This is a genomic window from Methanosarcina sp. Kolksee, assembly GCF_000969945.1.
GTDB lineage: Archaea > Halobacteriota > Methanosarcinia > Methanosarcinales > Methanosarcinaceae > Methanosarcina > Methanosarcina vacuolata.
The window spans coordinates 4,181,955-4,196,331 of record NZ_CP009524.1 but is presented as its reverse complement, the minus strand read 5'-3'; the positions used below and the strand labels follow the sequence as shown (position 1 = coordinate 4,196,331).

15 protein-coding genes are annotated in these 14,377 nt (G+C 39.5%); 8 read left to right on the top strand and 7 right to left on the bottom strand.

Annotated features, from left to right (window positions below):
* The first annotated feature begins 103 nt into the window (after positions 1 to 103).
* Together MSKOL_RS17225 and MSKOL_RS17220 are read left to right on the top strand one after the other, a co-directional pair.
* Positions 104 to 571 (top strand): carboxymuconolactone decarboxylase family protein, encoded by a 468-nt coding sequence (locus MSKOL_RS17225; protein WP_048123015.1) that lies wholly within the window; start codon positions 104 to 106, stop codon positions 569 to 571.
* Positions 572 to 991: 420 nt separating this feature from the next.
* Positions 992 to 1,645 carry a matrixin family metalloprotease gene (locus MSKOL_RS17220; RefSeq protein ID WP_231592306.1) on the top strand — a complete coding sequence of 218 codons (654 nt, stop codon included), beginning with the start codon at positions 992 to 994 and terminating at the stop codon, positions 1,643 to 1,645.
* Between the two features lie 316 nt (positions 1,646 to 1,961).
* Here the strand turns inward: MSKOL_RS17220 and MSKOL_RS17215 are convergent, their stop codons facing one another.
* Positions 1,962 to 3,686 (bottom strand): PGF-pre-PGF domain-containing protein, encoded by a 1,725-nt coding sequence (locus MSKOL_RS17215; protein ID WP_052725592.1) that lies wholly within the window; start codon positions 3,684 to 3,686, stop codon positions 1,962 to 1,964.
* A 521-nt stretch (positions 3,687 to 4,207) separates the two neighbouring features.
* Complete coding sequence (locus MSKOL_RS17210) at positions 4,208 to 4,645, bottom strand: NUDIX domain-containing protein (RefSeq protein ID WP_048123011.1); 438 nt, start codon at positions 4,643 to 4,645, stop codon at positions 4,208 to 4,210.
* A 667-nt stretch (positions 4,646 to 5,312) separates the two neighbouring features.
* Between MSKOL_RS17210 and MSKOL_RS18970 the strand changes: the two genes are divergently transcribed.
* The 6 genes from MSKOL_RS18970 (at position 5,313) to speB (ending at position 12,582) form a co-directional block, all read left to right on the top strand.
* Positions 5,313 to 7,691 (top strand): hypothetical protein, encoded by a 2,379-nt coding sequence (locus MSKOL_RS18970; RefSeq protein ID WP_052725589.1) that lies wholly within the window; start codon positions 5,313 to 5,315, stop codon positions 7,689 to 7,691.
* Positions 7,692 to 7,881: 190 nt separating this feature from the next.
* Positions 7,882 to 8,160, top strand: a complete 279-nt coding sequence (locus MSKOL_RS17200) for a PKD domain-containing protein (protein WP_048123009.1) — start codon at positions 7,882 to 7,884, stop codon at positions 8,158 to 8,160.
* Positions 8,161 to 8,278: 118 nt separating this feature from the next.
* Positions 8,279 to 8,629: a hypothetical protein gene (locus MSKOL_RS17195; protein WP_048157907.1), complete on the top strand. Its 351-nt coding sequence runs from the start codon at positions 8,279 to 8,281 to the stop codon at positions 8,627 to 8,629.
* 167 nt (positions 8,630 to 8,796) lie between these two features.
* Entirely contained in the window at positions 8,797 to 10,584 is a 1,788-nt protein-coding gene (locus tag MSKOL_RS17190) for an aldehyde ferredoxin oxidoreductase family protein (protein WP_048158447.1), read from the top strand.
* Positions 10,585 to 11,237: 653 nt separating this feature from the next.
* On the top strand, positions 11,238 to 11,624 hold the full coding sequence (locus MSKOL_RS17185) for a translation initiation factor IF-5A (RefSeq protein WP_048123005.1): 387 nt from the start codon (positions 11,238 to 11,240) through the stop codon (positions 11,622 to 11,624).
* Positions 11,625 to 11,706: 82 nt separating this feature from the next.
* Positions 11,707 to 12,582, top strand: a complete 876-nt coding sequence (speB, locus tag MSKOL_RS17180) for an agmatinase (protein WP_048157905.1) — start codon at positions 11,707 to 11,709, stop codon at positions 12,580 to 12,582.
* A 51-nt stretch (positions 12,583 to 12,633) separates the two neighbouring features.
* Here the strand turns inward: speB and MSKOL_RS17175 are convergent, their stop codons facing one another.
* The 5 genes from MSKOL_RS17175 to MSKOL_RS17160 form a co-directional block, all read right to left on the bottom strand.
* Positions 12,634 to 12,843: a hypothetical protein gene (locus MSKOL_RS17175; RefSeq protein WP_156151138.1), complete on the bottom strand. Its 210-nt coding sequence runs from the start codon at positions 12,841 to 12,843 to the stop codon at positions 12,634 to 12,636.
* A gap of 95 nt (positions 12,844 to 12,938) precedes the next feature.
* The gene (locus MSKOL_RS20815; protein WP_197078787.1) at positions 12,939 to 13,115 is read right to left on the bottom strand and encodes an MM0924 family protein; all 177 of its coding nucleotides are present in this window, start codon (positions 13,113 to 13,115) and stop codon (positions 12,939 to 12,941) included.
* A 199-nt stretch (positions 13,116 to 13,314) separates the two neighbouring features.
* Positions 13,315 to 13,494 (bottom strand): MM0924 family protein, encoded by a 180-nt coding sequence (locus MSKOL_RS17170; RefSeq protein ID WP_048123001.1) that lies wholly within the window; start codon positions 13,492 to 13,494, stop codon positions 13,315 to 13,317.
* A gap of 198 nt (positions 13,495 to 13,692) precedes the next feature.
* On the bottom strand, positions 13,693 to 13,911 hold the full coding sequence (locus MSKOL_RS17165; protein ID WP_048122999.1) for a hypothetical protein: 219 nt from the start codon (positions 13,909 to 13,911) through the stop codon (positions 13,693 to 13,695).
* A 94-nt stretch (positions 13,912 to 14,005) separates the two neighbouring features.
* On the bottom strand, positions 14,006 to 14,230 hold the full coding sequence (locus tag MSKOL_RS17160; protein ID WP_048122997.1) for a helix-turn-helix transcriptional regulator: 225 nt from the start codon (positions 14,228 to 14,230) through the stop codon (positions 14,006 to 14,008).
* Between the last annotated feature and the right edge of the window lie 147 nt (positions 14,231 to 14,377).

Genomic DNA, 14,377 nt, shown 5'->3' with positions numbered 1-14,377 from the left:
TTACTGGGTGCGTGTTTTTCACTTATCCTTTATATTGTAAAGCCTGACACAGAAAACGGAGTCTGAATCCTTTTTCCACGTTAATCTACGCTGGTGGTTTCGTATGGAACTTGAAGATATTGTGGAAATTTTGAAAAAGGACCCTGAGAAAGCTGTTCCTGAACTCCTTGAAGATGTCCGGAATCAGTATGGTGAAGTCCCATATATAATGAACTTCATGAAAGATCTCCCGGAGATTTTCATCCCAAAAACGCTTTACGAAAACTCTATAATGAGGGGATTCAAGAACCTCGACCCAGAGACAGTTGAACTTATCGCGATAGGTGTAGCTTCTGCCCTTCGCTGCGAGCATTGCCTGAAAATGCATATTAGAGTCGCAAAACGGAAAGGAATTAGCAAAGAAAAAATATTTTATGCAATTATGATAGGAGCATCCATCTCCAATGCCGCGGTACTCGCTGAAAGCACAAGAGCACTTACATCCGAATTTCCGGATGAAGGAAATGAAGAAGAATACTGCTGTGACTCGAATTGTGAGGTATGTAATATCTCCAAAGCCACTTTTAAGTAAACAGATAATTCAGTAGATCCAAATTCGTTATAAAAATTCACATAGAAATTCGCATAGAAATTCACATAGAAATTCACATAGAAATTCACTATCAAAATTCGTTTTTGTGATATTATAAATTCAGTTCATCAAGACCTTATTTAATTTTGAAAAATTAATTCCCTGACCAAACCTGACCAAAAGCTAATCTCTGAGAGTTCTTCCATCAATAACCATCCACCGATACAAACCAGCCTTTTCGCACTGGTTTTATGCGAACATGTGTGATAAGTGTGGAGAGTATATGCGGGATGCATATTGGATGCAGGAGATAGATACTTTTACGTTGGGTTTCAGGGTTAATAATATTTATTTGGTAGTCCGATTTATATAAGTCGAGACCATATGTACAGAGTTAGATTTTCTTTTATGCTGTTACTGATGGTACTTATTTTACCTACTGTCTCAGCTGCATCTGAAACGAATCCGGAAAGAATTCTGGATTATCCATGGGACCACTCTCCTATTACTGTATATATTGATGACAGCAATGTTCCCGAGCACTACAGCCCTACCTATTATGCACAAATAGAAAAGGCTATGAAATACTGGGAGGAGGGAGGAAACGGAAACCTTGAGTTTACGCCTGTTTTCAAACTTGTGGATTCGAAAGAAGCTGATATCAGGATAAAATGGGTTGAAAATCTGGAGATCGTTGAAGGGGCTCCCCCAGGCGTTGCTGGCTATGCAAGTCCCATGGTATCTGATGATCGATATGTAAAGGTCGACATAGTGCTTGAGGTAGGAAATTATCAGGGAAAAGCCTGGCGCCAGTATGGGGACGGGACAATGCTTTCTGTTGCAAAACATGAATTCGGGCACGCCCTGGGCCTGGGGCACAGCAGCAACAGAAGGGATATCATGTATCCTGAATACGAGCAAAGAGAAGATCTAAACCCTCTCCTCCTGAGCAAGTACGGGCCCATACTGCGTATGGCAGCTCTTGCAGCTTTTGCAGTTCTCCTGTACCTCGGGGTAAGCTGGCAGCGCAGCAGGAAAAAAAGAAAAAAACTTGAGGATAAGTACTTCAAGTAAAAATTTATTTAAAGTGCCTCGGAGTAAATCCAAGTTGAAACTCTATCCTAAAAATCAAAATTGGTTTCATTGGTCATCGGTTAAGAAATTTTCTTGCCTGAAAATTATCGATTTTATATTAGAAGCCGGCCTTAAATTTTGGCCTATTTACATGAAATCGATACTCTGTTCCAGCTCACAAACTATTAAATTATTTAATACATGTTTAAAAATTGACGCAATTTATCATGAGTCTTCACTTAACCGAAAACGTATGTAAAAGACTTAGATGAGGATATTGAATCCTCATCATATATTCTTTCTTAATTACGTATTCTTACTTTCTTTTATACAAAAACACAGCAAGCAAACTAACGATTCCAAAAACTGATTCAAAACCTGGAGATTTTTTGTCTTCATTTCCAGAAGTAGTTGGACTTTGTGTCTGTTTAACATCTGTTGCATTACTTGCGTTGTTTTCAAGACTACTATTAGATCCAGATTGAGTTTCAGATTTTGTTTCGTTCAGAGTTGCGTTTGATGCTGTCTTGCCAGTTATCGCAAAAGGAGAAGATAATCCTGGGGTTTCAGCTATGAAATACAGGTACTCATTGTCTTCTCCTGCAAGAGTGGTTTGTAAAGGATTCCATTGTGAATCATTGTACCTATTAAATGTAACAGAAGACTTGTCTATATTTTGATCTTGTAACCAGGATTTTTCAACCTTGAAATATACTGTTGCATTTTCAATATTATCGGGCGTTGCAAATCCACTATTTCCTACCCAGATGTTTACGAATTTATATACTTCATCAGAAGGTGGTTCAGAAACCAGAGTGGACTGATTTATTAGCATCTCAACTATAGCTGTAGTTTTGCCAACAGTCTTTTTTGAATCAAAACTTATATTAGTTACAGGAGTGGCATTTTGTGGGAAATTGAAATTTACAGAGTTCCCGTATGTAATAGAAGTCTGTGAGATTTCTTTAGCTGCGACATTGCTTTGAAGTTCGGGCGAACCACCGGCGCCTCCGCTGCTACCACTGCTACTGCTGCCACTGCTACCGCTACTACTATCGCTACTACTATCGCTACTACTATCGCTGCTATCTGATACAGTAACGGTTCCCACGCTATCTCCACCGCTGCTACTGTCTTCACTATCGCTTCCACCACTTGAGCTGCTCATTTCTTCCACATATATTGTTTTGTTTGCTAAGCTTGTTCCGTTTTCATTGTTTGCTGCAAGATTGACAGTATAGTTTCCTGCTGTTGAATAGGTATGTGACGGATTCTGATCGGTTGAATTAGTTCCATCTCCAAAGTCCCAGTTCCATTCATTTGCGTTTTGTGAGGTGTCTGCAAACTGCACATCGAGGCCATTGGAAGTATCGGCGTCAAAACCTGCTTCTGGAAGAATTTTCTGTTGCCCCAGAACAGTTATTTCTTGAGCTGTCGCATCCCAACCTCTTCCATTGCTCACTTCTAAAACAACTCTATAAGTTCCGGGAGAATTGAAAGTATATGTTGAGTTCTTTTCTTTTGAAGTATTTGTCAGTCCAAAATACCATAAAGCTGTAGTTGCATCTTTACTCTTGTCAGTAAATGTTACATTCAATGGTGCATATCCAGAAGTGGTCGATGCAGAGAAATTAGCAGTTGGCAGACCTGTAGTGTTTTTATTTCCTACAACATAATCTATCTTTTTAAGTGAATCACTTCCATTAGGCCCAACTACAATCAAAGTAACATTAAAAACTCCATAAGCTTTAGCTCTTCCAAACCTATGAGATGTAGTTACCGAGTTTCCTTTTCTACTGCTGTAAGACCAATGGTTAATTTGCGGATTATAAAATTCCCATTTCCAGCTGGTAACTTGACCAGTCACGTTACCAGTTAGCCTTGAATCAAAAGGAACAGTCCCTTTAGTAATGTTACAAGTAAAATCATTAATTGTTACATTGCCTGAAGCTGAAACCACTCCAATTGATGGTATAATAGCTAAAGTTACTTGCAAGAATAGTATAACTAATAAAACCATAGATGAAAAAGATTTTTTCATGTAAGTCCTCCTTAGGACAAATTCAATTAAGATGTAAATTCTACAATCCTTCAATTTAGTCGCGTAAGTCCTAGTTATTTTCACTCTGTTAACTGGATAATGACCAAAAAATTTGTTCTTAGATATAAGCTTACTTTTTTGAATGAAATTATTAGTAAAGTTAATTTGTAAAAAAAGTTCAGTTAATCCGCAATTTCGTGAAAACAACCACAATAGGGTGATAACTAAGGGAATACTTCTTGAGATCATAATTATAGATGCATTAAAAACATTCTTAAAAAAGGCAAAAAAGTTCTTTATTATCAGCTTACAAATGGCCTTAGTGTAAGTCACTAATTTTTCTTTCGGATTTTTACTTAAAGAGCTGATTCAAAAACTCAAAATCTACTTTTTTGAAACTCATTTTTAAAATCATCAATTGAGATTCTGACCAGGAAAGTAATTCTATAACTCTTATAAATTATGAAAATAAAAATTGGTTTTGTGACAGGCTCAGCAGGTAATCCATTTTCTGATATATTTTAAATCGGCAGCTCTGGAGGTTCTTTATTTTCGGCAGCGAATCTTTTAAAGAATTCCTTAAAGTGATCCGGAAGAGCATCCATTTCCAGAATATGCTCAAGAGAGCTCCATGCATATTCCACATGTTCATAGCTCAACTTTACATTAGCAATGATATATCCTCCGTCATATATTATGGCAATTACTTTTTTGTCCGGAAGCTCAAAGGTAGCATACCCTGCAATCTCTCCGAGCGCAATTGAAATCCCGGTTTCCTCCCAGACCTCCCTAACAACCGCGTCTTTTAGAAGTTCTCCAAGGCCAAGCTTTCCACCCGGAAGATCCCATTTTCCCGGATTGCTGTGAGAATTTTCCGACCGTCTGAGAAGCAGGAATTCGCCTTTCTCGTTCCGTAGAACGGCATAAACAGAAACGATGTAAGGTTTCTCCAGGTTCATACAATATATATGTGAGATTTCTCTGTCTTAAAGGCTGGCTCTTTTAAGATCTTCTGGATATAACTTTTTAAAACTATCTTTCAATAACACTTTTTAAAAACCATATTTTCAATGACATATTTTAAAGAACCGCGGATTTGAGTTAAGAATCAACTATACTGAAATTATTGAAAATAAGGCTTTAAAAAACGCTATTAACAAAATAATGATATAAGATACATAATTATCATTAAATCTGAACAAAAAAGTTAACACATGTTAATCTTATCCTTTTTCTGAAATAGTATATAATAAACTATTCTATTTTAGTTCTTATAGAAATATTTATATTCTTTCTTGGATATATTTTATAAAGTAGGAATTGAACATTTATTCTTCAAGTTTGGGTTTTGGGGAAAGTCGAAATTTGAGACTTGTTTTTAATTAAATCTCATGAGTAGGCTCCAGAACTCAGTGCTTAATACAGGTTAAAAACCACAAAGTTTGAAGAGTGCAGTCCCTAAATTTACCTCTGAATTGAAAGCTATAGTCTCGAATATTGATTCGATTACAAATGGATCTTTCCTCAAATTTAGAGTTTAGTTTAATAATCGAATATCGAATGACTAAGTTTAGGAAAAAGAAAGTCTGGATTAAAAATTTCATTTTAGGTTGAGGTGTAAGTTAGATGAAAGTTGATAAAAGAGCAGCAATTTTTTTTGGAATATTTTTTGTTATATTTTTAATGACCATCGGGAACGCAACTGCAGTTCCTGCAGAGGGTACGAGAACCAGGATCAACATCAGTGACGCACAAGTAAGGTCTCTGGATTTCTATGGGGACAGAATTGTATGGGCCGATGCTCGGAATGAAGAAGATCAGGTAGATAACTTAAGCTTCTATTCCAACCATGATGAAAACTGGGATATCTACATGTACGACCTCTCCACTTCCATGGAAACACAGATAACCAGTAACAACTCAACACAGTCCAATCCTGCTATTTACGATGATAAAATGGTATGGCAGGATCTGCGTAATGGAAACTGGGACATCTACATGTACGACCTCTCCACTTCCGCGGAAACCCGGATAACTTCCAGTAATTCTAACCAGACTTTACCTGCTATTTACGATGATAAAATAGTATGGCAGGATGATCGAAATGGAAATCTGGACGTTTACATGTACGACCTATCGACTTCCACGGAAACTCAAATAACCACTAATGAATCAAATCAGAGTGATCCTGCGATTTATGGGGACAAAATAGTGTGGGTAGATGAAGTGCAAATAGATGATGCCATAGATCCGTATTTTTCTATAAATAATAATATATGTGTATACGATCTTGCCACTTCTACGGAAACCCCGCTTTCTGCGGGATTAAGGAGCTGGAACCCTTCAATTTATAAGGACGTTGTCGTATGGGAGCAGGAAGATTATGTAGGAAATAATGAAATGATTGTAATGCATAATCTTTCCACTTCCACAGGAGAGCTTATAGCCTATGAAAGAACTGGCAGTCCCGATATTTATGAGGATAAAATAGTGTGGACTCAAGACTTCTGGGATTTCAGAAGTCATGTTTTAATGTATAATATTTCCACTTCTACTGAAACCGAGTTGACTGCCGAGGGAGTATACGACGCGGGTTCTGGAAGTTACCCTGCTATCTATGGGGACAGGGTTGTATGGGTACCTTCGCATGGTGGTATTTACATGTTCACTCTTGATTCTGCGGGATTGCCTGTGGATAACGGGGAAAATGGAACTGAGACACAGATTACCACTAATGGATCATTTCAGACCGAACCGACGATCTACGATGATAAAATAATATGGCAGGATGCTCGCAACAGAGAAAACATTGATCAATCTGGATATCCTACTGGCAGCTATGACATCTATATGTACGATCTTTCCGCCCACAAAGAAATTCAGATCACCAATGATAGTTCAGATCAAGTATCTTCTGATATCTACGGGGACAGGATAGTGTGGTATGAATGGCCGAATGGAAACCCAGAGGTCTACACTTATAACATCTCTACTTCTAATAAAACCAAGATACATGATGATGTAATAAATAATCCTTGTATCTACAAGGATAGGATAGTGTGGTCAATCAATGACATCTACATGTACAATCTTTCCACTTCTACGGAAGTCCAGATAAGCAACAACACGTCATATCAGGACTATCCTGCAATCTACGGAGACAATATTGTGTGGACGGATAGTCGTGACGGAAATCTGGATATTTACATGTATAACCTTTCAACTTCTACGGAAACCCAGATAACCACAAATAACTCAATTCAAAGAGTTCCTGATATCTATGAGGACAGGATAGTATGGGAAGACTATCGAAATGGAAACTGGGATATCTATATGTATAACCTTTCCACTTCCACGGAAACTCAGATAACTACTAATGAATATAATCAAGGGTCACCTTCGATCTATGGAGACAGAATTGTATGGGTAGATGATCGCAGTGGCAGGCCCGATATTTACATGTACAACCTTTCCACTTCTAAGGAAACCCGAATTACTACCAGTGGATCAGTCTGGATATTTGCAGGCGATAATGATGATGAATGGGGAGGAAATTCTGGGGTACTTGATATTTATGGGGACAGAATAGTCTGGCATGATTCCCGCAATGGAAACCCCGATATCTATATGTTTACTCTTTCTTCGGCTGAAGTACCTCCTCTGGATGACAACTATACGGATGGGGATGAGGGATATGAAAACGGAACCCAGCCTTCTGACAATTGTTCTTCGGAGCTAATGCCTCTGGACGGGATACAGGCTCTTAAGGAGTATGTGGAAATTACATACAGGTGCAACGTAAAAACAAAAACAGGCCTGATAGATCTGCTTGATACTTCTAAATGTTACTATGAAAAGGGTGAGAATAAAGAATCTGTTTTCATGCTTAATTCCTTCATTCATCTCGTTGAGAAAATGAAGCTATGTGAACAGGTTTCGGCTGATGAAGCAGATTACATGGTCAGGAAAGCAAAGGAAATTATCGAGCAGATAGAACCAAATTAAGAGTGAGGATTAAGTTTACAGCCGTCAGGAGGCGATAAAGAAAATCAATAACATTCTCCACTTTTATTCATTAATTTTTTTTGATAGATTATTGCATGAAAGGGAGAAGGATGAAACAAATGAAAAAGAAAAAAATGCTTTTTGAAATAGCCTTCATCTTTGTATTTTTAATTTCGTTTCATCTGCAGCGTTGGCAGCTTCTTCACAGTGTGTAGATGGTCAACTCACTCTCACGAAAACCCGGATAACCACTAATGAATCAATTAAAGTAAACCTTTCTATCTATAGTGACAGGAATTTTGGAGACGAAACTAAGTCAACCGAGCAAAATCCGACACATACCTGTTCAGCAGCAGGAAATTATACAGTGACGCTTACAGCAAGCAATGCAAATGGAACTGATACGAAAATAAGCGAGACAAACATACTAAGTTTTTCCCATAATGCCCTTGTGGATTCAATTTTTTAATTTTTCAATGATAGTGTTCTATTTGTGTAAAAAGTCAATTTGAAAATAAATATGAGAAGCCAGCAGCACAGCCAGAATTCAGGTTCAGTATGAAACAATCACTGAGGAGATGAATTAATTGGATGAAGGATTAGGATTTGTTCTAATGTTTCCGGTATTTTACTTGTTAATACCTGTTAGCATCTCATTTGCTCTTTTATACGTAATCCTCAAAAATAAAAAACTGAGTATTGTGGGGTCGATTATCGGACTGCCACTTGCTTTCGTGCTTGCATATGTTATCCCTTTGAGGGATGGAGAGTCTATTATATGGCACCTTGCGTGCATAGATATAGTAGCTGCGTCACCTTTTGTTCCTTATATAATGGCTACTTTTTATGGTATGCTTACGGCGTTTATAGGGATAATTGTCATTGAGGCTATAGATTCTGTATCCGGTTTATTGGACAGGCAGGCTGAAAGTAAATAATTCTGACCTGTCCGTAATATATTCATTGGTTACCGGCTAAGAAGTTTTCTTCCTGATGGTATATATTTCAAAGAAAAAAAGGAATATCAACTTAAATAAGGTATAAGTGAAATGATTATAAAAACAGGATTGAAAGCTTGGATCAGAGCAGAAATGAAGGACTCAATATGACTTGCTGGACAGGAAAAACAGTATATGTAGACCTTGGCACTGAATCAGTTAATATCGTCGAAACTGATGAAAAGTTAATTTTCAGATATCTTGGAGGCAGAGGACTTGGAGTAAAACTTCTTTCTGAGCTGACAGCCCCCGATATCGATCCTCTTAGCCCTCTCAATCCTCTCATTTTTACCTCAGGTCCGCTTTCAGGCCTTGCCCCGATGGCTTCAGGTGCAGTCCTCACATCGAAATCGCCTCTAACAGGCACAATATTTAGCTGGAACATGACCGGGGGCTTTGGAAGCGAACTGAAGAAAGCTGAAATTGATGCTCTGGTAGTTACCGGAAAGGCAAACAGGCCTTCCTATGTGGAAATCACGGACGGAAACATTGAAGTTGTGCCCGCAGAACATCTCTGGGGAAAGAATGTCAGAGAATGTACCGAAGCCCTCGGAAACAAAGGTAATGTGAAAGGTAGTGTGGCCTGTATTGGCAGGGCAGGAGAAAAACAGGTCCTCATCTCCTCCTTTGTTGTTGATTCCATATATAGCGGAAGAGGAGGCCTGGGTGCGGTTGCCGGCTCAAAAATGCTCAAAGCCGTGGTTGCGAAAGGAGAAAAAGAACTTTCTCCTTCCGATCCTGAGAGATTCCGGGAACTTGAGGTAAAACTACTAAAGCTCTTTGATGCAAGCCCTGTGCTTTCAAAAGGCCTTGCAAATTACGGCACGTCTGCGCTTGTAAAACTGCTGGATTATATGAATCTCATTCCCAGCAGGAACTTTACCGGAAAGAAAACTCCATTTGCAGATGCGCTTTCAGGAGAGCGTATCAAATCCACTTTCGAGCTTGAAAATAAGAGTTGCCCTGGTTGTCCTCTGGGTTGTAAGAAGAGAATTAAAGGAGCAGGGCAGATGTTTAAAGAGAAAGGGCAGATTTTACCTGAAGGGGCGATTTTACCTGAAGGACAGATTTTGCCTGATTATGATTCCTTCTGGGCCTTTGGGTTTAACCTTGAAAACCCTGATCTCACTTCCGTGCTTAAGGCTGACAGGATATGCAAGGACTACGGGCTTGATCCAATCTCGGCAGGTTCCGTACTCGGGGCATATGCAGAACTCAAAGAACGAATAACCGAGGCTAATGAAATGGAATCCAGGCTCTTTGAAATCGGGGAAGGCGGCAAACTAGGAAATGGAGCCAGACGATACTTATCAGGCTTTGGGAGAAAAGACCTGAGCATGGATGTAAAGGGGCTAGAACTCGGAGGTTTTGATCCGCGAGGAATCAGGGGACAGGCTCTGGCTTATGCTACTTCCAGCCACGGGGGGGACTATCTGACTGCTTTCATGGTCGGGCCAGAAGTACTTGGAAAGCCTGTAAGTCTCAACCGTCTGAGCCTTAAAGGAAAAGCAGGCATCCTTCAGGTATTTGAAAACCTGACTGCAGTTCTGGATTCTTTTGTATTCTGCCCCTACTCGGGTTTTGCCCTTAACGAAGAGCTCGGTTCGTCTCTCCTGCTTTCGGGTGCAGGTATGGAGATATCACCGGCTGAGCTTCTGAAAATCGGAGAAAGAATCTATAATCTGGAGAGAATGTATAACCTTAAAGCAGGATTTACACGAAAAGACGATACCCTTCCTGAAAGGTTGTTTGAAAACGAGGGCGAAAACGAAGGGTACGGGCTTCCCAGGCAGGAATTCGAAGCTGCACTTCAGGAATATTACCACTACCGCGGATGGAATGAAGAAGGAGTTCCCGGATTGGAAAAGTTAAAGGAGCTTGAGATCAACTTTTAGGAGCTTGGGATCAGCTTTTAAGATGAAAGTCGGAAAGGCAGTGTGGATGGCGTAAGAATTGCAGAACGGAGTCCTAAAACGCCTGTAATCCAAAAAAGGAAAAATTTCCAGGTAAATTTACTATACTGCACGCTTCAAGAGAATAATAACTCTTATTGAGTAAAGAATCTTCTCTTTGAAACCTAATATTACCTTTAATCCAGTATTTCGTTTAATCCAGTATTTCGTTTAATCCAATATTTCGTTTAATCCAGTATTTCGTTTAATCCAGTATTTCGTTTAATCCAGTATTTCGTTTAATCCAGTATTCCTTTAATCTGGATTTTTCCGGATTTTTTCGGAGATTTCAGTCAGTTTTCCCCGAAATCCAGTCAAAAGACGTAAAATCTCGCACAAGCGTTATATAGTCAAGGATAAATTAATCGTATTAGTTCTCGATCTGTAGATTAGCTCTGCAGTCACTCCAAGCTCGGAATATTTTCCAGTTTTTCTATGCAGATCTTAAGTAATGTATTGGTAAAATAAGAGTCAGGCTTAAAAATTAGAAAAGCCTTCTTATACTACTTTACCGGAGCCGTGGAAAGTTTCTGGCAAATCCGGAATGGCGTTTACAGCTTATTTATAAACATCTAAAAACGTATGGGAGAATCATTATGAAACAGCAGGTAGAAGTTAAGGAACTCAAAGAAGGGAAATATGTAATCATTGATGACGAAGCATGTGTCATAAAAAGCATTACCAAGTCCAAACCGGGAAAACACGGGGCTGCAAAGGCAAGAGTAGAGGCTATCGGACTCTTTGACGGCCAGAAGCGCTCCTTCATAGGCTCAGTTGCAACCAAAGTATACGTCCCGATTGTGGAAAGAAAGACTGCACAGGTAATCTCGATTACCGGCGACATTGCCCAGCTTATGGACATGGGAGACTTCTCAACCTTTGAGATCGTAGTTCCTGAGGAATACAAGGATAAGGTCAAAGAGGGCGAAGAGATTTCTTACATTACAGCTCTTAGCAAGGTCAAGCTCGATATACGGACATAAACTTCCTAAACTAAAGTGAAACTCAGGTCAAGAACCTGAGTCGTTCTTTTTTTAAGCAAATAATTTTATATCAGGCTAAATTATGTTTTTACCCAATTCCTTTATAGACGCTCTTGCAGACTATGAATCTGCACGTTATGTTATCTTCGGCGTGCCTTTTGATAATACCTCTTCTTACAGGGCAGGCAGCCGCTGGGCTCCTGACGCTATGCGGCGGGCTTCTGCGAATTTTGAGAGTTACAACCCGACTTTCGACATAGACCTTGTCGATCTTCCGATCTATGATGCCGGAAACCTGGAAACTTCAGCTTTTGTTGACGAGACTCTGCAGAACCTCTACGAAGCTACAAAAGACCTCCTGAATGATGGAAAGCTTCCCATTATGCTTGGCGGAGAGCATTCGCTGACCTTCGCTATGGTGAAAGCCTGCGCCGAACTTGCAGGAGAAGATTTCGGGGTCCTTGTCCTGGATGCCCATTTTGACCTCAGGGAAGAATACAGGGGTTTTAAGCATAACCATGCCTGTGTGTCCCGAAATATCCTCCGTGAGGTTACTAAGAATCTTGTTTCCATAGGCATAAGAAGCGGCCCGGAAGAAGAATGGGTTTTTGCCAGGGAAAATAACCTGAAGTATTATACAGCTGATGATGTGGAATCCACTGGCATGGTAGAGATCCTCAAAGAAGCCCTCGAGTGGCTTGACTGCAGCCAGATCTATCTTTCCCTTGATATGGATGCAATAGACCCGTCTTATGCCCCTGGTCTCGGGACGCCTGAGCCTTTTGGCCTGAGTGCGCGAGATGTAAGGACTGCAATAAGGACGCTTGCTCCTTTTTCAATGGCTTTTGATGTCGTAGAAATCGCCCCTGAATACGATTCCGGGCAAACCGCCATGCTTGGGGCAAAATTGATGAGGGAATTTATTGCTTCTCATGCAAAGAGTTGCAGGAAAGCATAAGCTGAGAAAACAGAAATTTTTAACAAAAAAACTGCTGGAAAAGGCGAAGTATTAAAGCTTCGGAACTTTCCCAGGGTTCAATACCTCAAGATTCAATACCTCAAGATTCAATACCTCAGGATTTAATACCTCAGGATTCAATACCTCAAGATTCAATACCTCAAGATTCAATACCTCAAGATTCAATACCTCAAGATTCAATACCTCAGGATTTAATACCTCAGGATTCAATACCTCAGGATTCAATACCTCAGGATTCAATACCTCAGGACTCATTACGTCCAGGGTTCATTACGTCCAATACTGATATGCTCAGGATTCAGTACCCTTTTTATTTGACGAACTGTTTGTATCAGTTAAGCGGGCCAAATGGCTATTATCTTGTCGATTGCTATGTGCGTGTACTTTTCATTCTGCTCGAGAGTGAGCACATTGTCTGCGCAGGCTTCTACTCTTCCGTTAAATACATCAGGGCCCCCGCAGTAAACATCTACGACTTCGCCTAAAAGGTGTTCTACTATAAACGGCTGCATTTCTTTGCACCTCGGTATTTTTTCACGTATCAAACTCTGGTCGCTAATTTGAATGGCCTTTATTTCCCGGAAAACCAGGACACTAATCCAGCTTCCAGAGTGCTTTCCAGTTTTAATCAGATTTAGGAGAAGATCCTCAAGATCTTTCCTTAGTTGATTTGTCCTCTATAAGGAGTAATTGGAATATGAAACTTTGAGCTTATTGGACCCAGAGAGCTATTATTTTGTCAATGGCTATATGGGTAAGTTTTCCCTGGCTGTTGAGTGTCAAAACGTTATCGGCACAGGCTTTTACATTTCCTCTGAATACGTCAGGCCCGCCGCAGTAAACATCTACATCCTTGTTGAGATAGTGTTCCACTATAAACGATTGCATCATAGATTTTTGCTCCTTCTTATTTTCTTTGTAACTTGTTTATTTACTTGTTAGTTTTTTGATGACAGAAACTGGCGGTCTGTCCATCCACAGATGTCCGTTAATTGTAACTATCTTTTCATTTCATATAAATATATTTAGAAACTAAAATTGCTTTTTGGAGTCCGGTGCCGTTAATTTATACAAGGAAAATCAGCTTACTTATCCCAGAGCCTGTATAGTTCTCAGTTCTCGTTTTTCCGGAAATAAAAACATGGTTATATGGCTTCTTTTCTCTGGGTTTACTTGTTCAGGGAATCCGGGAAAGCTAAGTTTATCTGGAAATATCTCATAAGCCTGGCTTTCAATGAAAACAAACATGATATTCTTTGAATAACATGCACAACCAATGAAACTGCTTGCAGATGTCAGCATTTTCATGCTATACGAATCAAATTCGAAACTATCTGGGAAATTTTCCCTTAAAATTTCTCAATATTAAATCAGTAAATCCTTTATCTCATAATTAAGCGAATCAACCTTTTCTTTCTGAATTTCTGGCTTCACGGTTTTCATAGAGGAAAATATCCTCAATGCGGACGCCAAAAAGCCCGGCAAGCTTGAATGCAAGTTCAAGAGAGGGATCATATTTTCCTTTTTCAATTGCATGTATGGTTTGCCTTGTCACCCCTACTTTTTCAGCCAGGCTTTCCTGAGTAAGGTCGTTCATTGCCCTGTAAACTTTAATGTTGTTCTTCATCTCAGGCTCCATATTTTATTAAGTAAAATTTAAAGGGTGTCCGTCACGAAGATTTCTCAACTTAGATAAGTCAGTTGAGAAACTGTAACTGAAATATTTCTTTTTGGGACAGTATGTATGTTTTGGGATAGTATGGGTGGTTCTGAA

What these genes read in the sequence shown, in the direction of transcription:
- MSKOL_RS17215 (WP_052725592.1), bottom strand. Translation starts at nt 3,686, where the DNA reads ATGAAAAAATCTTTTTCATCTATGGTTTTATTAGTTATACTATTCTTG.
- MSKOL_RS17170 (WP_048123001.1), bottom strand. Translation starts at nt 13,494, where the DNA reads ATGATGCAATCGTTTATAGTGGAACACTATCTCAACAAGGATGTAGAT.
- MSKOL_RS17185 (WP_048123005.1), top strand. Translation starts at nt 11,238, where the DNA reads ATGAAACAGCAGGTAGAAGTTAAGGAACTCAAAGAAGGGAAATATGTA.
- MSKOL_RS17225 (WP_048123015.1), top strand. Translation starts at nt 104, where the DNA reads ATGGAACTTGAAGATATTGTGGAAATTTTGAAAAAGGACCCTGAGAAA.
- MSKOL_RS17210 (WP_048123011.1), bottom strand. Translation starts at nt 4,645, where the DNA reads ATGAACCTGGAGAAACCTTACATCGTTTCTGTTTATGCCGTTCTACGG.
- MSKOL_RS20815 (WP_197078787.1), bottom strand. Translation starts at nt 13,115, where the DNA reads ATGCAGCCGTTTATAGTAGAACACCTTTTAGGCGAAGTCGTAGATGTT.
- MSKOL_RS17220 (WP_231592306.1), top strand. Translation starts at nt 992, where the DNA reads ATGGTACTTATTTTACCTACTGTCTCAGCTGCATCTGAAACGAATCCG.
- MSKOL_RS17160 (WP_048122997.1), bottom strand. Translation starts at nt 14,230, where the DNA reads ATGAAGAACAACATTAAAGTTTACAGGGCAATGAACGACCTTACTCAG.
- speB (WP_048157905.1), top strand. Translation starts at nt 11,707, where the DNA reads ATGTTTTTACCCAATTCCTTTATAGACGCTCTTGCAGACTATGAATCT.
- MSKOL_RS17165 (WP_048122999.1), bottom strand. Translation starts at nt 13,911, where the DNA reads ATGAAAATGCTGACATCTGCAAGCAGTTTCATTGGTTGTGCATGTTAT.
- MSKOL_RS18970 (WP_052725589.1), top strand. Translation starts at nt 5,313, where the DNA reads ATGAAAGTTGATAAAAGAGCAGCAATTTTTTTTGGAATATTTTTTGTT.
- MSKOL_RS17190 (WP_048158447.1), top strand. Translation starts at nt 8,797, where the DNA reads ATGACTTGCTGGACAGGAAAAACAGTATATGTAGACCTTGGCACTGAA.